The organism is Pilosibacter fragilis (genome assembly GCF_032490495.1).
Lineage (GTDB): Bacteria > Bacillota > Clostridia > Lachnospirales > Lachnospiraceae > Pilosibacter > Pilosibacter fragilis.
The window spans coordinates 43,105-62,034 of sequence record NZ_JAVYJB010000015.1; the positions used below are offsets into that span (position 1 = coordinate 43,105).

The 18,930-nt window shown below is 52.5% G+C and carries 21 protein-coding genes and 1 pseudogene; all 22 read right to left on the reverse strand.

Annotated elements, in window-relative coordinates:
* Positions 1–52: 52 nt before the first annotated feature.
* Entirely contained in the window at positions 53–421 is a 369-nt protein-coding gene (locus ABCW45_RS13225; RefSeq protein ID WP_002569119.1) for a helix-turn-helix domain-containing protein, read from the reverse strand.
* A gap of 131 nt (positions 422–552) precedes the next feature.
* Positions 553–1,515 (reverse strand): helix-turn-helix transcriptional regulator, encoded by a 963-nt coding sequence (locus ABCW45_RS13230; protein WP_343221004.1) that lies wholly within the window; start codon positions 1,513–1,515, stop codon positions 553–555.
* A 28-nt stretch (positions 1,516–1,543) separates the two neighbouring features.
* Positions 1,544–1,684, reverse strand: coding sequence for a hypothetical protein (locus ABCW45_RS13235; RefSeq protein ID WP_343221005.1), 141 nt, complete (start codon positions 1,682–1,684; stop codon positions 1,544–1,546).
* Entirely contained in the window at positions 1,685–2,563 is an 879-nt protein-coding gene (locus ABCW45_RS13240; protein WP_343221006.1) for a DUF4261 domain-containing protein, read from the reverse strand.
* A gap of 12 nt (positions 2,564–2,575) precedes the next feature.
* The gene (locus ABCW45_RS13245) at positions 2,576–3,355 is read right to left on the reverse strand and encodes a hypothetical protein (protein ID WP_002576912.1); all 780 of its coding nucleotides are present in this window, start codon (positions 3,353–3,355) and stop codon (positions 2,576–2,578) included.
* Positions 3,356–3,370: 15 nt separating this feature from the next.
* Positions 3,371–4,234 (reverse strand): CbrC family protein, encoded by an 864-nt coding sequence (locus ABCW45_RS13250; RefSeq protein ID WP_343221007.1) that lies wholly within the window; start codon positions 4,232–4,234, stop codon positions 3,371–3,373.
* Positions 4,235–4,249: 15 nt separating this feature from the next.
* The gene (locus tag ABCW45_RS17950; protein ID WP_425518607.1) at positions 4,250–6,448 is read right to left on the reverse strand and encodes a suppressor of fused domain protein; all 2,199 of its coding nucleotides are present in this window, start codon (positions 6,446–6,448) and stop codon (positions 4,250–4,252) included.
* Between the two features lie 72 nt (positions 6,449–6,520).
* Entirely contained in the window at positions 6,521–10,942 is a 4,422-nt protein-coding gene (locus ABCW45_RS13255) for an immunity protein Imm33 domain-containing protein (protein WP_425518608.1), read from the reverse strand.
* 42 nt (positions 10,943–10,984) lie between these two features.
* Positions 10,985–11,962, reverse strand: a complete 978-nt coding sequence (locus tag ABCW45_RS13260) for a hypothetical protein (RefSeq protein WP_343221008.1) — start codon at positions 11,960–11,962, stop codon at positions 10,985–10,987.
* 11 nt (positions 11,963–11,973) lie between these two features.
* The gene (locus tag ABCW45_RS13265) at positions 11,974–12,384 is read right to left on the reverse strand and encodes a DUF6966 domain-containing protein (RefSeq protein ID WP_002588992.1); all 411 of its coding nucleotides are present in this window, start codon (positions 12,382–12,384) and stop codon (positions 11,974–11,976) included.
* A complete protein-coding gene (locus tag ABCW45_RS13270; protein ID WP_020225635.1) occupies positions 12,381–13,331 on the reverse strand; it encodes a hypothetical protein in 951 nt (316 codons plus the stop codon). Before ABCW45_RS13270 ends, ABCW45_RS13265 begins: the two co-directional genes overlap by 4 nt.
* A 15-nt stretch (positions 13,332–13,346) precedes the next feature.
* Entirely contained in the window at positions 13,347–13,646 is a 300-nt protein-coding gene (locus ABCW45_RS13275; RefSeq protein ID WP_117484459.1) for a DUF6881 domain-containing protein, read from the reverse strand.
* An 18-nt stretch (positions 13,647–13,664) separates the two neighbouring features.
* Positions 13,665–13,994, reverse strand: coding sequence for a hypothetical protein (locus ABCW45_RS13280; protein ID WP_117484458.1), 330 nt, complete (start codon positions 13,992–13,994; stop codon positions 13,665–13,667).
* The gene (locus ABCW45_RS13285) at positions 13,984–14,427 is read right to left on the reverse strand and encodes an Imm51 family immunity protein (protein ID WP_117484457.1); all 444 of its coding nucleotides are present in this window, start codon (positions 14,425–14,427) and stop codon (positions 13,984–13,986) included. Before ABCW45_RS13285 ends, ABCW45_RS13280 begins: the two co-directional genes overlap by 11 nt.
* A 27-nt stretch (positions 14,428–14,454) precedes the next feature.
* The gene (locus tag ABCW45_RS13290; RefSeq protein ID WP_117484456.1) at positions 14,455–15,186 is read right to left on the reverse strand and encodes a DUF4241 domain-containing protein; all 732 of its coding nucleotides are present in this window, start codon (positions 15,184–15,186) and stop codon (positions 14,455–14,457) included.
* 36 nt (positions 15,187–15,222) lie between these two features.
* Positions 15,223–15,579 (reverse strand): hypothetical protein, encoded by a 357-nt coding sequence (locus ABCW45_RS13295; protein WP_147353122.1) that lies wholly within the window; start codon positions 15,577–15,579, stop codon positions 15,223–15,225.
* Positions 15,576–15,902: a DUF5713 family protein gene (locus ABCW45_RS13300; protein WP_117484455.1), complete on the reverse strand. Its 327-nt coding sequence runs from the start codon at positions 15,900–15,902 to the stop codon at positions 15,576–15,578. The genes ABCW45_RS13295 and ABCW45_RS13300 overlap by 4 nt, the downstream gene beginning before the upstream one ends.
* Positions 15,889–16,182 carry a hypothetical protein gene (locus tag ABCW45_RS13305; protein WP_117484454.1) on the reverse strand — a complete coding sequence of 98 codons (294 nt, stop codon included), beginning with the start codon at positions 16,180–16,182 and terminating at the stop codon, positions 15,889–15,891. Before ABCW45_RS13305 ends, ABCW45_RS13300 begins: the two co-directional genes overlap by 14 nt.
* Complete coding sequence (locus ABCW45_RS13310; RefSeq protein WP_117451334.1) at positions 16,179–16,733, reverse strand: SUKH-3 domain-containing protein; 555 nt, start codon at positions 16,731–16,733, stop codon at positions 16,179–16,181. Before ABCW45_RS13310 ends, ABCW45_RS13305 begins: the two co-directional genes overlap by 4 nt.
* Positions 16,734–16,765: 32 nt before the next feature.
* Positions 16,766–17,176: a hypothetical protein gene (locus ABCW45_RS13315; RefSeq protein ID WP_243017756.1), complete on the reverse strand. Its 411-nt coding sequence runs from the start codon at positions 17,174–17,176 to the stop codon at positions 16,766–16,768.
* Positions 17,177–17,192: 16 nt separating this feature from the next.
* Entirely contained in the window at positions 17,193–17,696 is a 504-nt protein-coding gene (locus ABCW45_RS13320; RefSeq protein WP_118471731.1) for a DUF2004 domain-containing protein, read from the reverse strand.
* Positions 17,697–18,092: 396 nt separating this feature from the next.
* Positions 18,093–18,929: pseudogene (locus tag ABCW45_RS13325) on the reverse strand (DUF2262 domain-containing protein); the annotation flags it as partial.
* Position 18,930 lies beyond the last annotated feature (1 nt).

Sequence of the window (18,930 nt, forward strand, 5' to 3'; positions counted from 1 at the left end):
ACCGCCTCGATTGCTTCTGTACGGATTTGTGGAATTGACAAAGCTCTCCCCCCTATCGTTTACGCTCCTTTAGCATTTTCATAAATGTCTGCCATTCTTCATCGGTAGCGTCTACTTCTTTTGCCACACGCAAGGCTGCCCGAACAATATCTTTTTCCATGATATAGTCTGGCAAATCAGCAGATACTGTATTGCGTGATTTTGCAGCCAGATCCAAAAGCAACTCATGTTCTGATTTATCCAAATTCAGAAAGGCGGAGATGCGTTCCACAAAATCTCCATTGGGTGCAGGACGGCGGCTTTGTTCAATATCACACAGATAGCCGTAAGCAATATTCAAATGCTTGGCTGTATCGCGTAAATTGAATTTGTGCGCCTTGCGTTTCTCGGCTATAAATGATCCAAAAGTTATATTGCCCACAGCATTCACCTCTCATTTGTTCGACGAACTGCGAACATCTTGCTTATATTGTATATCGAACATCTGTTCACTTCAAGGATAAAAATTTCATTTGAAAAGAGGTGTTAAAAATCAATAACACCTCTTTTGCGCTATATAAATTCCTGAGCGATTTGCTGCATTTCTGTAATGCACTCTTTTGGGGATAGAATCTTTATTTTCCCCTTGAATTTGAATATCCAGCCATAAAAAGTTCCACTGGGGTTCACTTCAATTTTTGCTGTGAAGTGCGCGTCATTATATCTCTCAACAGGGACATCTTCTCCGTAATGGTCTATGATTACACGCATCAGTTCGTTTTCACATAGCAGGGTTACTTCCTTCGATGACTCTGATGTAAACATATCAACCATTTTGTTTGTATAGGAGGCTACATCAAATCCCTCTACTGGCATAAAGCAAGTTTCAAGGGTTTCTACGCTTGTTAGCCGATCTACACGGAAGTGAGCAATTTTCTGATGCTTCAGAGAAAATCCAATCAGATAATAGTGGTCATTTTTCCATTCAAGCGCATAAGGATTTACGACATAATAATATCCATCATGCTTCAAGATTTTCTTTTTTTCCTGAGTATATTCATAGTATTGGAACCGAATTTGCTGATGGTTTCCAATCGCTGTTTGGATATTGTCAATGATGTAGTAAACCTTTTCATTATGCGGTTTGACACGGCTGGATAAAGCAGCAAATTTTTGAAGCTGCTTTGCCTGATGTAGACTGGTCAGACGGCATAATTTCTGCACCAGCTCCTCAGACTTCTTGGCAGAAATGATCTTCGAGGATGCTACTGCATCTGTCAGCATTTTCAGTTCTGGATACTCAAACAGGCGACTTCCCATAAAATATTGGTTTTGGGTGCTCTTGACCACCACAATATCAATCCCTGCATCGATCAGCGCATTGGTATCCGCGTAAACAGTCTGCCGCACTGCCTGAATTCCTTTTCCATTCAGATGGGCAATGATGTCAGATACTGTGGCGGGATGGTTTTCATCGGTCCGGTCATAGAGAAACCGGAGTAATTCCAGTATCCGCATATTTGTTGAATTCTGCATACTTCACCTCCTCGATTCTTAAAATGGTCTATTTTGTATGGTGTCCGGCCCCAAAGACCAGGAACAGGGCAACCACACAGAGAAGCAGGCCCATCCAATTCCGGTCTACGATCAGCTTGATTACCGCCACAAGCAGCAGTCCGCCCACCAGGAGCACAACGCCATTCATTCAGCGTCCTCCCGAAGCATAGTTTCCCATGTTGATGTCCAGCACCCCTCTGGGCGGCTGGATCAGAGCGTCCTCATACTGACACTTCCACTGAATCTCTCGGCACATCTGGCCATCCGCCACGCCGTCTATGGTTTCCCCATCCTGAATGGGGTTATCATGCTCCAGAATATAGGACGCCGCATTGTAGGCGTGGTTTACCACCCAGTTGGGGTCCATACCGCGGAAGTGGTACTGGAGATCCGGCAAAAACAGGGTGCTCATGCCCACCGTGTCGATGAGCATATCTTCGGTGCCCTCAATGTTGAAGAAACGGACATTGACGCCAAAGCGGATGAACCGATCCGACCCCTCGATCTGATGGGAGCGCACATCCTCCGCCAGAAACAGCTTGCCGCAGTTCTGGAAATAGAACGCCTCACAGGTGGGGTACAGCTCCGCCAGGGCATCCAGAAAGTCGGCATCCAGATTGGCACGCTCCAGTGCCGGAAGCGCCGCCGTCAGCATATCGGTAGCTACCACCTGATATTTGCACTCCCGGAAGATCCGCTCCCGGTCCTCCTGGCAGTCCCACATCTGGCTCATCAAAAAGGCATCGAAGCCTTTGCCCTTGAACTTGTCGCATTTCATCACCATCAGCTGCACCGGGCATTTTCCGTCCTTGAACTCTGCAATATGCTCCTGTGCGGCAAAGCCGGCCATTTTCTTATCATAACAGAAGCACTCTGTTGATCCGATGTGCTTCTCCATTATGGCAGTCATTTTTTCTTTATCCGGCATTTCTACCGGTTCTTTGAACAGCATCTGAATGAGATAGGGGCCTCCGGGCTGGGGGCCTTTTTTGTCGTCCAGATTTTGCTGGAAAGCTTTATTGCTCATTTGGTTTCCTCCTTAATAATCAAGCAGGATAGGCACCTGCTGTTCCTCGGCAAACCGCATGGCCCGCCAGAACATGGAGAAGGCGAACTTGGCCAGGGATTGGGTGTCATACTGGGTGTGTTCCGGGATGTCTGCCTTGCTGTACTGTCCATCTGAGTCTACGGTTCCATCTACCGGGTATCCCTCCGTGTCTGCCCAGCCAAGGATGGTGTCCTCATCGGCCTGCCATGCCAGCTGGTTCAGCTTTTCCAGCTCCTTCCGCAGTCCGCCCAAGGTGGCGATAGCGGCGGTGTCATCGGTAGGCAAGGACCCTTGGAACAGAAAGCTGTCAGAAAGAGGGAGCCACCAGGTAGCCCCACGAAACAAGGACCACACCCGCTCCTCATCTGATGCAAGGCGGGCGACCAGAGGATGCTCCCCGAAGATCCAGTCCTTCTCCACGGTGGAAGGCACCGGTTCCTCGTATGTACGACAGGCGGCCACCAGCAGCATAGCGCCGAAGGCATCCCAATCCGGCTTGTCGGTGTAATAAGGTTTCTCATTATCTTCAAGCCAGGGAGCGTAGGGGGGCTGGCCCGGCTGAGAAATGGCGCTCAAGATCTGATCCCGCCAGTTCTCCACCGCCGCCTGGACCTCAGCCGGGGACATTTCTTCCTCGTTATCAGCAGGTTCCCCGTCCGGGGTGATGCGGTTGAAAGAGTATCCGTTTTCCTCCGCCCACTGCTGCACAACAGTTTTCCAGTTGTGAGAATAGTACCGGGTCAGCGTCCCGGCGTAGATGTCAAGTCCCATAGTAATGTCTCCTTTTCAATCAAAATCCATCCAGACCAGGTGTTTTCCGCAGTGGAGGCACTGGAACAGATAGCATTGCAGATGCCCGCCATTGACAGATTCCCGGATCATTTCTTTTTGCTCATCGTCCCACATCGGATCGTCCAGTACCTCCTCCAGCACACCCAGGGCCCGCAGTTCTCTGGCACCCACATGGCCCAGGTAGGCGCAGTAGTCGCCACAGTGGGCGCGCCAGTATTCCTGCTGCCAACCGGAGTAGCCGGGAGTTCGGTGGATGAGCTCGTCCAGCTTCTTCGGATCGTCTACACTATTATCCAGAGAGCAATCGTCCTGGAAGCAGCCGTCATATTTCCGGGCTGCTTCGCCACTGGAGATACACTCCGGGCACAGATACTCAATATCCTCCACAGCGTAAAAGGGGCCTGTATAGAAAATATGGGTCGTCTTGCCGCAGCAGTCGCAGACAACGCCGTCTGCGGATTCCTCAAAAGCCCCAGTTTCCAGAGGGTTTGGGTGATACCGGAAGGCGGGCAGGCCCAGCTGGGCCTGCCGTTCCTTTTCTTTCTGCTTTTCCTCCGGCGTTTTGGGCTTGGGGAGAGCATAATGATTGCCCCAGTTTTCCGCATAGTCCTTCAGCGTGCCCAGCCGCTTGAGGGTCTTTTTATCGGAACGATTTCCGATTTGGCAGAGCAGTTCGTAGGCGTCCTTCTTAAAGTCCAGCAGGTCATATACATCCACCAGCACTTCCTTGGCCTGCTGATCCTCACTCTGCTCAAGTTCTTCCTTGAAGGTATATAGAGCGCGGACACTGTCCGGACCTTCATTGGTCGCAACAAACTGTTTTTTTAGTTCGATATAGGTTTTCTGATATTCTGTCATTGGTCGCACCTCCCATCAATCCCACCAGAAATACCAGACAGTGGACTGCCACAGGACATCTGCCAAGGAGCCAATGCTTCCATCCTCATTCTGATTCAGATCTGGGCAGAAGCCATATTGCTCCACAGCCACTTCCATAGCTCTTTCCTTGGAGATCGGAGTCGGAAGTTCAAACTCCAATTCATCGTGGCTCATGGCGGCAGGGATGGCACCATGCTGCTCGAACCAGTATTTCGCCACTGCCATCAGGTCCGGCGTGTCGGGGCACTCATTCCAATTTCCAAAGGGCAGATAGGCGAAGATCTCCCAGGGGTTCTTGACCGGAATTTTGGCCAGAATGAGCGGATAGGTCATGTGGCTATCCGAATCCCAATAGCAGGAGAATCGGTCATTGTCATAGCCGCCCTCCATCTCGCCCAGGACTTCCGCCTCCCAGTCCATGTCATCGTCCTCGGCTTCTTCCTTGCGCTGGCCGGTCAATTCCTCCAGAACCGCCTTTCCGTCCTTGATGGGAGCGGAGAGCATCTTCTTTCGATACTCCTCTACTGTTTTGAGGTCAAATTCGTAGAAGTCCGCATCATGCTCCGGATCGGCGTTCATCACCAGACACTCCAACAGCGTTTCATCATCCGCCTTGATGAGCACGGGAACAAAGCCCTCCCGTACCCCCAGCCGCTGGGCGTAGCTGTATGCCGACATGATGGGGTCATCATCTGCCATGGATGGGAAATAGGTACACTCGCAGTCCAGATACTCCATGATGGCCTGAGCAACCTCGGAAGGCTCCAGCGTGTCCTCGTCGAAGTCCTGTCCCTGCCAGTTTTCAAAGCGTTCTTCGATCACCTCTGCCATAGCCTGATAGTAGTCCTCGTCAAAGGGGATGAACAGGTAGGCTTCATCCTGGAACTCATCAGAGTGATACCGCTCCGGGCCGAAGAAGTGGAGGGCGTTGTCGTCAACATCGGCAGGATAGTAGGGGCTGTCGCCCTCTCCGTAGTAATAGCCTGCAAAGGCACGGCCTTGCTGATTGAATAGCACAGAGAACAGACAGCCGTCCAGCTCATCCCGGATAAACTCCCGCAGATCCACACTGGCAGGATCAGCTTTGACCTGTTTGACCACTTCGCCGTGTTCTTTCAGGAAGTCCTCGCCCATCAGTTCGTGCTCCATGCACCAGCGCAGGTAGATGGCCATGTGGTTGTAGGCATTGATAGGATCAATAGGCAGTTCCTTTTCCTCAATGCTCTCAAGGTGATAGGAAGCGTCGTCCATCTCACCGTCAAAATTATCATTGGAAAGGGTGCCACGGGTGATAGCATTCTGGCGAGTGGGGTTTACGACAAAACTGATCCCCCTCATCTTGTTCAGCAGGGCGTCTACATCATGTTCCAGTTTATAGTCCAACTCGTCTTCATAAAGCGGAATGACCTGATAGAAGTTGACCTCCTCGCCGCCCGGCAGGGTGCAGACCTCGCCGCCCTCCTCTGTACTTTGGGGGCCGGTGAGAATGGCGGCACACAGCTTCGTATTTTCCGCAAAGTTCTCCTTGTTATCCATGGTATGTCCAAAGCCCAGCCAGGTATCGCTGGCAATGGGAAGGCGGGCCAAGGATTTCAGCAGGCGGATGGGCCAGTACCACTTTTCGTCTTTCATGGACTCCTGATCCAGCTTCCAGTCCGCAGGCAGGGCAATGGCCAGCTCCGCCCGCTCCAGCCTATATTCCGCCAGTTCCTCCGGCACATTCATCCGGTGAGCGCCCATGCCCATGGTGACCAGGGTGCAGTAGTCCCACTCCTCAGAGGGCGGCACCACGCAGATGTCCACATGGATGTCGGGAGAAACCAGCTCATGGAACACATTCTCGAACTTGCCGAAATACTGCTCAATGTGCCCCTCGACGGCTTCCATCTCCTCCTCGGTGTAGACTTCGGGATTACTGAATTCTTCCTCATCCTGCGTGTCATCATTGTCTGAGTGGTCGCAGCTGTCATCCTCCGGATCTCCCTTTATAGGCTCGTAACCGATCTTCAGGGTCATCTGTTCCTCCGGCAGGGAGACGCCGGGGCTGCGGGTGATGGTGTGCTTATCGTCCGCAGAAAAACCGATGGTCTCGCCGTCTTGCAGTGTCACATCACACGCCAGCACATAGGAGGCAAGGCTGGCCAAAAAGTCCCGCAGTTCCTCCGGCTCAGCGTCGGTGTTCAACACCTCCATTTCCTCCTTGCCAAACACATCCATGCCGTAGGTGTAGCCGTTTAGGCCCCCCTCGCTCCGGTACAGGCCGAATCAAACCCAGTTGAAGATGGGCAGTTCGTCCTCTTTGAGCATATCGGCAAGGCCCTCATAGAAACGAGGCTCAAATACCACGCCGCTGGTGTAGACACCGGTGGCGTATTTCTGCTTGCAGCACACTGCCATCGCCTTGGTGAACAGCTTGCCCCGTTCCAGCAGTTTTTCCTCCTCGCCCAATACAGCCACCATGATATGGGCCTTGTGCGCTTTGGCCACCTCTACGGCCTCTGGCCACATATAGTTGTTTTCGGCGTTGATCTCCGCTTCATTGTCCGGGATGTGACCGTGGAAGAGTGTCACGATCAGCATCATGCCGCCGACCCGCATTACCACAGCGTCATCGCTGTTCTCATCATCTTCGTCGCCCTCAGCCGGCTCATCGTCCACGATGCCCCATTCTTCCCGCAGATCTCGAATCAACTGCTCCTTGTCCCACTCTGCTTTGGAGAGGAGCACAGATCCGGCAAAGGAACCCTTATGGTCGGTTTCCTCCTCGTCGGCATCATCCTCAAGACCCTCTACATCTTCATCCGGATCATAGAGGGATTCATGCTCCAGTCCGCGGATAAATTCCTCAAAGCTATCTGCCAGATGGGTAATTTTATAGTCATTTTCCTGATCCACATGGACTACCGCAGGCTCTCCCTGGGGACCGCAAGCCCGGTAGTCCAGGAAAATCATATCGTGTCCGGCGCTTGGACAGTCGCAGATGGCCACGCCGATGGCAGGATACTCCCACTCATCGATCATAAACTGGCTGCCCAGCTCTCCACAGAGGGAGCAGCTCTTTTCTCGTCCGATGCCGAAAATGCCGGTGATGGCCACATGATCATCTGACCAACAGGTAGGCTCATCGCAGGGATAGCAGGTGTTCACCGGAATACCGCCGTTGTGCTGCTTCATCAGCCAGATGTAGGCAGCGGGCAGATTGTAGCCCAGTTCCTCCTCCACGCTGGCAATCAGCTCATCGGAAGGCGGATCACTGACATATTCTTTCAGTGCATACCAATTATCATCCCAGAAGTTGGTGAGGTCGAAGCCCTCAAATGGAGTATCACCGGGCACGAATTTGGCCTTCTTCTTCCGGCTGCGCTGGCGTTTCCGAATCTCCGCCTTACACTCCCGAATTACTGCCGGGGCATTTTCATCCTCCGGGTCCAGCTCCGCCCACCGCTGAGCGTAGGGAATGGCCTTTTCCTCCTGGCCGTAGAGATACTGATAGCCATAGGCCATCCGCATATTCCACTCCGCCTTGTCCTGGCCTTCCTCCCGGACGGACTCCAGCACCTCAATGGCCCTCAGAAGGGCTTTGTCTCCCTTGGATTTCAAAGTACCTTCGTCATGGTCCCCGATGATGGCGTAGTTCTCCAGTGCACGGGCCAGGGCGTAGGCGGTGCGGTAGTTCCTCCAGTTCTCCGGGATGGCATTCAGTGCCTGGATACAGCGGGTGTACTCGTCTTCGTCGTTCCACTGCTCCAGCTGAGCGAAGAATGCTTCGGCGTTCTGTTGGGTGTAAGGAATATAGTCCATGCCCGTCAGCGTTTCGTCCAACTCGTCATCCTGATTCTCAGTTTCTGTCCCATCATTTTGTTGCTTTAGGGATACAGAACCGGCTTCACGGCGGAAGGTGTGGAAGATGGCCCATGGGATGTCCGTGCCTTCAAAGAACTCTTTCGCCATGTTCAGCGCCTCTTGGATGTCCCAGGCGATGAAGTCCACATAGCCACAGTAGAGGCCGGTAGCCCCGCCGGTGAGAGTGAGCACTTCCGAACCATCCCCGCCGGTGAGCACTTCCTCCAGTTTGTCCCGGAAGTCGAAAATTTTCTGACTGCCTTCCTCCTCCCGCAGGGTATCCAGGGGATAGCAGAAGAAGCCCGCCACCGCGCCGTCGGCATGGAGATCGTCCATAAAATCATTGTCGGCATTCAGATAGCCGTTGATGAGCGGCACACAGCAGGTGGAACCGGCCATTACATCCAGCCGCCAATCGGCGTCCGGGTCCTGTTTGGGTTCCATTTTGTAACCAAGGTAGCTCTCCAGATAGGCTTCCGGGTCGGTGGAGAGCTCCAGGCCCTGCTCCCGCAGTTTGTCGGGCAGCTGGGACAGGAGGAAGGACGGCTCTGCCTTGGGTTCCTCCAGCACATCAAAGCTGTCTATGTATCTCATGTGGGAGATCTCGCCCAGCACTTGGTCGGTGAAGGTAGTGAGCATCCACCAGGCCCGGCCTTCTTCCTCCCGGAGCATAGGCAGCAGCTTTTCGCAGTAGGCGGAGATGGCGAAGCTGTTTTCACCCTGCTCCTCCAGCCAGATCTGCACATCCTCCCCGGAGATGTCCCAGACATCCTCAGTACGCAGGCCGATGTTCTGGAGAGGCTGACGGCCCACAAGGATATTCCAGTGCTCCAGCACCTCCTTGGGGGCGTGCTTCTGGAAGTAGACCAGCTCAAACAGTTTGACCTTATCCCCCTCCGGGGTGAGGATCAGCTCATGCTTTTCGCCGTTGAAGCCAATCTCGAAGGAAATCTCGTCAAAAACCAAATTCAGGGTTTCCTCCATTTGGGCCACGATCTCCGCACCGCGGGTGTGATCTTTGTCCTCGTCCATCATCTGGCGCAGCTCTGCTTCCATCTCGGCAAAGGTTTCCCACCAGTTCTCTGTCCGCTCCCGGAAGCACTCCCAGAACTGCGGCAGAGAAATGCCTTTCTTGCACCAGTCGATCAAATCCTCAATGTCTTGTTGGGTGTTGAGTTTTGGATCATCACCGGGATGCAGTTCCAGAGCTTTTTCAAAATACCGCAGAGCGCGGCCCTCCTGATCCAGATAGAAATATGAATAGCCCATACGGAAATTCCAGGAATAAGTATCTCCCAGTTCCTCCTCATGGGACTGCATCAGTTCCAGTGCCTGGTGAAGTAGCTTCCTTCCCTCCGGCTCGCTGGAGTCCGCCAGATTGTTGTAGGCGCGGGCCAGCTCCATATCCATTTCCGGGGTACGCTCCTCGGCAGAGATTGTCTCCAGTGCGTCAACGATTTTCTGGTGTTTGTCCTCCTCATGCCACTTCTGGCACTGCTTCAAAATATCCATATCCGGGTCCTCCTCGTCCTCATCTGGTTTCCAGTCTTTGATCTGCTGGAACACGCCATTTTCATCCCGCTCAAAGGCGCAGGGAGCGGGGGTGTTCAGCAGAGGGATGATGTCGGGATCGTCGTTGCAGATCGTGTTCAGCTTGTAGATCCCGGCATTGTTGGGATCGTCCATGTACGCCTCGCTCTCATCACCAGCAGTGAAGCGCCAGCCGCTGTCCCAGCCGCCGTCCGGTTTCTCCCGGTAGCAGTAGCCCACCTTGCGACCCTCTACTGTGATGCGGTTGGTGGCGATACAGCCATCGGCGCCCTCCCAGTCGGGAAGCAGATGTTTCACATCTTCCGCCTTTACATGGTAGTTCCGATTACGGCCGGAGGCTTCGTACAGCTCTTTCCGCAGCATCTCCACCTGATAAGCCATATCCGTGATCTCATCCTCGCCCATCATCTCACTGATGTCATAGGACAGAGGATCTTGGACAAAGTCCGCCAGGACCTTGTCCATGGCCTCGTGTTCCTCCAACGTGGCGGTGATGCGGATACGGCGGGCGGGGGTGTTGCACTCGTCCAGATCGTGGAGGTTCACACTGCCGCTGACGCTGCACTCCAGCAGGATGGCGGCCAGGTCGGTGACCACATCAATGGCGAAGTGGAAGTCCATCTCCACGCCATTGGAGTGGGTGAACTCCAGATACTCCACAGTCTGGCGGAAGTCCCAGTTCTGCTTGTCCAGACCGATCTTGGCGAAAATCTCGCTGAGGGGGATCTCCTCCTTTTTCTGATCCTCTAAAAATGCCACAAGGTTCAGACTGTCATCGGAACCGCCAATAAAGTTGCCCCAGTATTTTTTGATATACATTTGTCGTGCCTCCTGTTCTGAAGCCAGTCGCTCAATGAGCTGATTCAAGTGTTCCAACCATGCAGGAGCGATCTCACCGCTGTCCTCGTTCTTCCAAAGATCCACAATCTCACGGATGCCGTCCTCGTCCGGCACTTCGTTTTTGATGTCGGTGAGCTGACACAGCAGGAAGGCAAGGGCTTCTTTGGATGCTGTGAAACCGGTAACTTTATCCCATATAGCTTCTTCATGATCGTAGTCCAGCTTGCCGTTATCCTTCCATTGGAAATACAGCTCCGCCAGAGCCATCGCAGTATTGTCAAAGAGGAAGTCGATTTGTGAGAAGTCAGATCCCAGCATGACCTCCTCTTTCATCAGTTCGATCATCTCGCCCAGATCCATTACCGGATGCTCCGGTACATATTCATTTTTAAGGATGTCCAGTACATCCAGCCCTTCGTCACGCTCTAATGCTTTTATGCCCCATGCTCCCATGTCGGCACCTCTCTTTCTTTATTTTGTATCAAGCTTCTATTGTCAATCATAGTTCTCCAGCCGAATGATAGGCCGATAAAAGTCATAATCTCCGTTTAGTTCATTGTCCTCCTGCACTTCCGGCTTACAGTGGGGCGAACAGGGCAGGAAACCGAGAAATGGGCCCAGCCCACCGCAGATATTACATCCGCCATCGCCGCCGCAGGTGGTAAGCCTATCAGCCTGCACCACTTCCCGCATATAGGGATCGTAGGCGATGGACAGGCCGAAGAAGTTGGGTTCCTCCATGTCATAGGGCCGGTTCTCATCCTCATCCATGTCCTCAAACCAGTGCAGACGCATGGAGTAGTCTAACCCATCTCCCCATGGAAACAGGGTCCGACACCCGCCGCCACACAGGTAGGCCCACTCGTCCGCCGTGGGCAGGGAGAAGCCCCTGTTTTCCAGCATGGCAAGAAGCGCATCGTAGTCTGTGCGGTTATAGATACAGATCTGAAAGTCCTTTTCCGTCCGCTCAATGCGGGCCGACTGATGCAAGGTAAGACTGCTGCTGTCACTCCAGGCAAAATCACGGAACTCCTTCAGCCAGTCAGGGTGGGCGGTCAGCCTGGGATCGTCCATCTTGACTGGCTCCCAGCAGAGTTCCTCCAGCTCCCGGCCCACCAGCATGGGGCCAATGGCCACTTGCCGGACAGGAGCCATGCTTTCCCGAATCATCTCCTCCGGGTTCTGCGGTTCTATTTCCCATTCCCGGAACAGATACTCCAATTCCTCCCGGCTCTCCTGATTCAGTCCCTCGGCAAACTGCTCCCAGCCCAGGGTGACGGTATCGCCGGGGACAAAGACGAACTCCCGACCATCTTTCTTGAAGATGCCGGTGGTGCAGTTCTGGCCCCAGCGGTCAAAGGTATGTAGACCGAGAAAGGTCATATCATAACGAGCAGCCAGGCTCTCCATCAGCACCTGCTTCTCGATGTTTTCCATTTGATTGAATTGGGTGCGGAATAGTCTTTTGTTCATAACAAGTCCTCCTACAGCCTATCCAGGTTTTCCTGTAAATCGCCCTGCATCAAGTGCTGGGCAATGGCTTGGTTCAGTGCCTTATGGGGGTGATAGGCTGCCTGCTCTACATCGTGCAGGCACTCCTCCATCAATGCCTCCGGAGAAATGCCTTCCCGTTTGCCATAAAGATGGCCGAAGGCATAGCACACGGACTTGAGAAAGTCGAAAATATAGTCGTGATTTCCACGCATACTGGGCAGGTCGTTGAACGAGCCCATACCTCCGTATGCCCGAAGATGGTGGGCAACCTCCCGCCGCTGGTTCCAGTCCTGAATGTCCCGCTCCAACCAGTCGATCCAGTTTTGGAACTCTGGATGGTCTGCCAGAAGGATGGAGCGCAGACAGGTCAGAGCCTCGGTATAAATATCAGACTGTTTCATTGGCCATCGCTCCCCCAAATACCTCCATAGAGCACACCATCTTTTCCAAGGAACAACATCCGGCTGCGAAGCAGGCTGCACTGCTCCACAGCGACCTTGTTTCCGTCACAGGTGGGAATAGCCTCCTGTTTTTTCCCAAGGTGATCACCATGAGCGGTAAGGAAGTAGAATTTATCCCGTTGCTGGTATCCGCCTTGAAACAGGAAGGTATTGCCGGACGGGGCAACAGAAAAAGCTCCGCTTCCTTCGATTGGCAGTTCAAATACAAAGTCCTCTTTGAAGTTCGTCCGCACCAGCCGGAATTCATCGTAATAATAAAACCACAGGTTTTCTTCTTCGTCCAGGCTGATGGCGTAGCAGTCATAGATGGAATAGTTCTCATTCTTCCAGAGAGGAGTTCCCTCCGATGTCCATGCAATCAGGCCGCAAGCACCCAGAGGTTCATCCCAACCGTAATTACCAAATACACCTTCGTCAAAGTAGCTGGTAATGATGGTGCCATCTTTTTTTACCACACAGTCTTGAATGCCATCCCCCAGGCAGAAACGGGACAGCACAGCTCCGTCCCGGCTGACGATCCAGGCGTTCTGGTCGGGGCCGTTTTCCCGATAGGCGCATCTTGCCCCCAGCAGGAGGAAGTGATCACCTGCGGGCCGCAAATAATGAAACTGGAACTTCAAGAGGCCAAGAGGAAACAGCGTCGTTTCCAGCACCCGCTGTTCCGCCCAATCCAGCTGGATTTCCACTGCGGTATAGGTGGAAGGAGTGCTGAGCCAGTCCTTACCCTGTGTTTCGGACGGCTGTTCCATGAGAAGATAGACTTTTCCATCCCTTGCCGTGAAAAAGTCTGTCACTTCTGTGCCCTCCAGATGGTTTTCCCGGCGCAGCTGGTTCAGGTCAATGATGGAGAACAACGGCAGATTTTTGGCTTTTATAGGTTTGTTCATAGTGTCTCCTCCTGGCTACTTTAACGCTCCATCATAGGTGTGGCTTTCCCAGATGGCCTCAAATTCCGCTTTCTCTATGACGCAGGCGTGGAATTCCTCGCCCCAGACATGGGCGTTCAGTTCCTCCACAGTGGGGACGGGCGTGATTTCAATAGCTCCATCGTAAAGGTCGGGTATGTTGCGGGTGCGGCCGTCCCTAAAGATGTCAATGGAGCGGAGGGCCAGCCGCTCATTTCCGGTATCCACTTCATAGAGGATCACCAATGGTTCTCCCTCCGGTGCGCCCTCCCAAAAAAGTTTGATGTACTCGATCATCTCGATTCCCTCATCGTATCATTTGAAATAATAATACCAATTCCCGCCAAATTCCCGGTCACATTCCTCCTGGGAGGCAAAGGTGCAGTCCTTGATTCCCTCAATGGGGTAATGATGCTTTATCAGCTGCCCTCTGTGATAGGAATTGATCTGTTCCGTCAGTCCGCTCCGCCGCGCCGTCTCTAATTGCGCATCGGTGGCAAAGATGTAGGACACAAAGTAGTTGTCCGGCTGGATGTAGCAGCCAAACTCAATGGCCTGCTGGATGTCATCGAAGTGGTGTTTCACATTCTCCATGCAGGCTTCTATTACTTTTTGCCATACGAACTCCTGCTCCTTATTTCTCATGTTCCACCTCTCCTTTGCCCAGATAAGTCCGCATCGTTTTTTCATTGTCACAGGCCGCTCGGATCATTTTGGACAACAGCATCAGGTCATCGATGTATTGGGAGTATACGCAGAACACATCTTCGTCGGAGTCGAAGTGAAACAGATCCACGCCGCTGTTATTTTCCTCGAACTCCTGGATCACGCCCCGGGCAAGCCGCTCCCAGTCCTCGCTGTTGCCAATCAGTCCCAGCCGACGGAATACTTCCGTCCGGAATCCATTGTTGATTTTCAGCAGAAGGGAGAGCGCATAGGGGTGGTGGGGAATGAGAAAGAATGGCGCAATCTGCTCCGGCTTCACCCAGATTTTGAAGGGCGGACGCGGGTCAGGTATCCAGGGCAAGATTTCCCATTCGTCCTTCGGCCGGTTTCCGTATTGGCAAAGGTCTTTCATAGTGTTCTCCTTTGTTCTGTCACATTTTTAATCCTGCTCTCGATAACTGGCTTCAATGTCAATGAACCGCACATACACGGCGCAGATTTTGCCCTTGGCGTCATACCCGAAGTAGACAGGATAGTAACCATCCCCCCAGCCGGAGGCAAAGATGGGCAGGTTGCAGTCCGTGCCCGGCACTGTCCAGTTGAGCCAGTCGCCGCAGTCCCCCTGATATTTGGGGTAGGCTTTGGCGTTTTCTTCCATAAGATCGCAGAACAGGTCGTTGTAGGGGTCGATGTCCGGGTCTTCTTCTAAACGCTTGGCCCAGTATGCCTTGAAGGCCGCCTGGGTCTGGATGTCCGCGACACAGCCCATCCCGGCGTCTACGCCAAAGCCAAAATACTCGTCCTCTCCCAGTTCCTCGTCCAGATCCTCGTTGCCCACCATTCCCAGCTCATAGCGGACAGGCTTTTCCTGAGAAACCTCCACCTTGACGCAGGCATAGCGGTCGCCGTATTGTTCGCTGGGCACCACGCAGATTTTTACGGGATAAGTTCCGGCGGGGATCGTTTGAAGGAACGGCAGAGTGTCCTCCAGTTCCACCAGCGGATCACAGGCGAAAATCTGCCCGGTGGGGAAATGGACGGTGCCGATGTCCAGCACATCCACCGCCATGTTCCCAATCACTTTCTCTGTGAAATGGGCCTCCAAGTCATCTTTACAGGTCAATTTATCCTTGATTGCTTCGTATTTGTTCAGCCATTCAGTTGTAGGCATATCAGTTTCCTCCTGTTGATTTGGTTTGAGCATAGGTCAGCTCTCTACGATGCGAACCTGTTTTCCTCCAATTTCAAATTCCAGCTTTACGCCATAGTCCGCCGCCCAAGCAGGGCACTTGCTGAGCAGGGCCAGGATGTGCTCATCCGGCTCCCGGCCAAGGGTCACACGCAAGATTACGGGCCAGCCACCATATTCCTTTTGAAACTCCTCACTCTGGGTGTGGTTCAGATAGCCCTCCATCTTGTCGAGCAGGGCCTTCTGCGTTTCCGGGGAGCCGTCAATAAAGCCATTGCAGACCAAAACCATTACCACTTCTCCCGTTTTGGTTTCTGCCAGAATGTCGATCTTATCCAGGTCGCCAAACATATTTTCAATGGACATTGTTTTCACCAGTCCCTTTCTCGGATGGCCTCCTCCATATCAATGGGAATGCCAAACCACTCCAGAATGTAGGCCACGGTTGCCGCGATACATTCCCGTGCCACCGTTTCGATCTCGCTGTCGTGCTCGTCAAACTCCTCCTGGAGATCATTGATGCCGCAGACCGCCTCATCCAGCGTTTCCTGCACCACTTCGGTATCGGTTTCGCCGTTCTCCAGCAGGTCGATGACCTTCTGAAGCTCGTCCTTTACCTTGTCTACCAAAAAAGCAGGATAGTAATTGTCCTGATACATCTCGTCCAGCAGTTTGTAATTGGGGTCAAATGCTTTCATAGGGATTGCTCCTTTCTTCGTGCTCGGCAGTCATGCTCAACTCGATCTCATCGTCGCTGTAAACTAAGTAGAGCCCATGAGGGGTCTTTCTATCGAAATGCAGTTCAATGTCACAATATTTGAGGATCAAAGGTTTCCCGTTGCTTCTCATGGTGGAAACAGCATCGGGATTCCCGAAGATTTCTATGACCTCATCCTGCGATATTCCGAATTTCAGCGGTGAAATGTCCCGAGGATTCTGCAATATTTGATTGCGCCAAATCGTAAAGTCCTGTTTCATAGTTTTCCGTCCAGTGCCTCAACCGTTTTCATGGCAGCGGAATCAAATTTGCACTGCCGCAGTTCCCGTTCGATCAGGGCAAACACATCCGGAAAGCACTCAATCTCATCCTGGTACTCATATTTCGCATACAATTTCCCGTACTCGGAGATCCAGACCTCCGCCGGGTAGTAGTAGCCAATATGACCGATAGGCTGGCATTTTTCACCGGCAGCCTGTTCGATCTCTGCCAGTTCACAGCCGGACATATCCCGAAAATAGGCTTCTTCCAAATGGTTTTTGATCCCGTTGACCAGGTAAGGAAACAGAGCGAATTGGAAGTCAGCCGCCCAGTTCAGTTTTTTCTGCTCCAGATACCACTCACAGCACAGGCCGAAATACTTGCGGTAAAACCGCTGGGTAGTCTTCATCATAGGGACACCATGATCGGCGTAATACTTCTCCGCAATGGAAATGTCCACTTTTCGCCCTTCCTGCCATCCGGCGTACTCCATCAGCTGCTTGACCTTGCTTTTGAGATCACCGGAGATGGGGATGCGTTCTTTGATCATGGTGGTTACCTCCATTACCAGATTTCAGACATTTACAACTCTGCCACAAACTCATAGGAAACCGCAATGATGTTGTAAACATCATCGTATGTAAACAGCCGGTAGTGCCGATAGATGTCTTTATTAAAGTCCTCCCGCACCGGCAAAGACTTCAGCCAGGTGCTATCCTCGATTAAATCAAAAGAACTGCCATCCAGATGCCCCGTTTCAGCCAGATTTTCATAGGTGTCCAATTCACAGGCAAAATAGGTCAGCACCCGCCGGAAGGTGAGTGTGTAGGGAAACCAGTCTTTTTCGTCCCTGTGCTGAGAGATCAGATGGCCATTGATGTCCCCCGTAAAGGTCAGGTTGTTCAGACCATCCTGTTTCACCTGATCCAGATAGATGCAGTCCCGTCCCTTCAAAACACCTAAGCAGGTATTAACAGCAGTCGCTTTTTCCATAGGTAACTCTCTTTCCTCAGCTCTCATAAGTAATACAGAAAATTTCCTTGTTCAAATCAAAGTAAATCACCATCAGTTCGTCGGTAATCTCCGAGTTAAAGGACAGATCCAGAATGAAAACTTGCTGGTTCATCTCGCTATCCACCAGGCTGCCAAACCGCTTGAGCCGCAAAAAGTCCACCATCTCAGTAAAGGACAGCTTGGCCGGGTCGGTTCCCGGAAAGAGTTCCGCCGCAATATCCGGGCCTACCTCGTCTCGGTGGAACTCCATGAAAAAGGTCACAACGCTATGGTAGCGGCTGTCCTCGTCCGCCAGCGCCGCTTTGATGGCGGCTTTGGCCTTTTCTGCCAGTTTTTCCGCCTCATCCAGCATTTTTCCCACCGCATCCATGGCAGCAGGATCGCCGGTCAGTTCTTCCTCTACATCGAAGATAAAGGGTAGTCCCGATTCATCGGGAAAGGCGAAGATCTCCTCGCCGGGGGTATATGTAAAATCAATGCGTTTACAGTTCAGTTTCATCTCTGCACCTCCTTATTGGTTTTCCAAATGGGGTAATGGAATTGGCGAATAGACTACGGTGTCTCCGTCATTATCCATTTTGAGAATGACAGCAAAATCCGCTACATTGCTCTCCTGTCCCCTTGGGAGAGGAAAAATCATTGGGGGGCAACGCAGGGCAGCATGGTTCGTGGTCTTATTCCAATCCTCCATGGCCGCAGATAAAATGGCGTCAATGTGTGCCAATACCTTCTCAATAGAACCCGCTGATATATTGTAAAAAGCGGGGTTTTTATGATACTGCTCTGTGATGAAGTTTTTATAGGTTTGCACTGGCATAAAGCAAAATTCCCAATCAAGGGGATGCAGCCCAAGCCAGTACTCATGCAGTTTCATAGGCGTCTCCTTACCCCTCAATCCCTCAATATTGGCAGTTTTGAGGCCCTTTTTCAAGGAGCCGTAGACAGTCACCGCATGGTCGGTGAACATCTCATCGCAGTCAAACCAGGCGGTGAAGCTGCCGCCAGAGGTGACGGACAGGCTCGTCATGCTGATTCGTCGGGCAAGTTCTTCCTCTGTGATAGGGTCTGTTTCCGGATTGCGGGGATTTTCCTCATCCTGAGAAAGCCAGTTGTTGGCCAACTCGGTCAGGTCCTTTGCTGCAAGCTCCCGCATGGCTTTGTCCCAGTTTTCGCAATCAGCCAACATCTTCTTGGCGGCACTGCGGGCACGGGTCCAGGAGGGCTTGCTTTCAGCATTGACCTCCAGAGAAAGGAGCACATCCTTTCCGCACCACTGGATTTCTCCCTCGAAGGTATCATAGTCCTTGTCCAGCTTCAGTTCACCCAGCACCTGGTCCTGGATCACCACCGGCTTGTGGTACTCGTCCAGAACGGCTTGAAGTTCCGGACAGTCCTCGTGGGCCTTGACCACCTGGGAGATACACCAGGGCCACGACACCAGATCCTTTGCCCATTCTTCTTTCATCCGGCGGATCTTCAGGCGGCAGATCTGCTCGTTTTGAAAGCGTTCCCAGCCCTTTTCGCTGTGACGCTCCTCATCGGTGACCGGCCACTCCAGCCGCTCCTCTTTGGTGCTGACCTTGCCGGTGTCACAAAATACCACGCCCAGCGTCACAACGGTCATTTCCCAAAAGTTGCCCCTGTTGTTATATCCGCCCCCGATGCAGCGATTGATCAAAGCGACCACTTCCTGCTCCTCGGACTCGTACATCTCATAAAATTCTTCAAACATA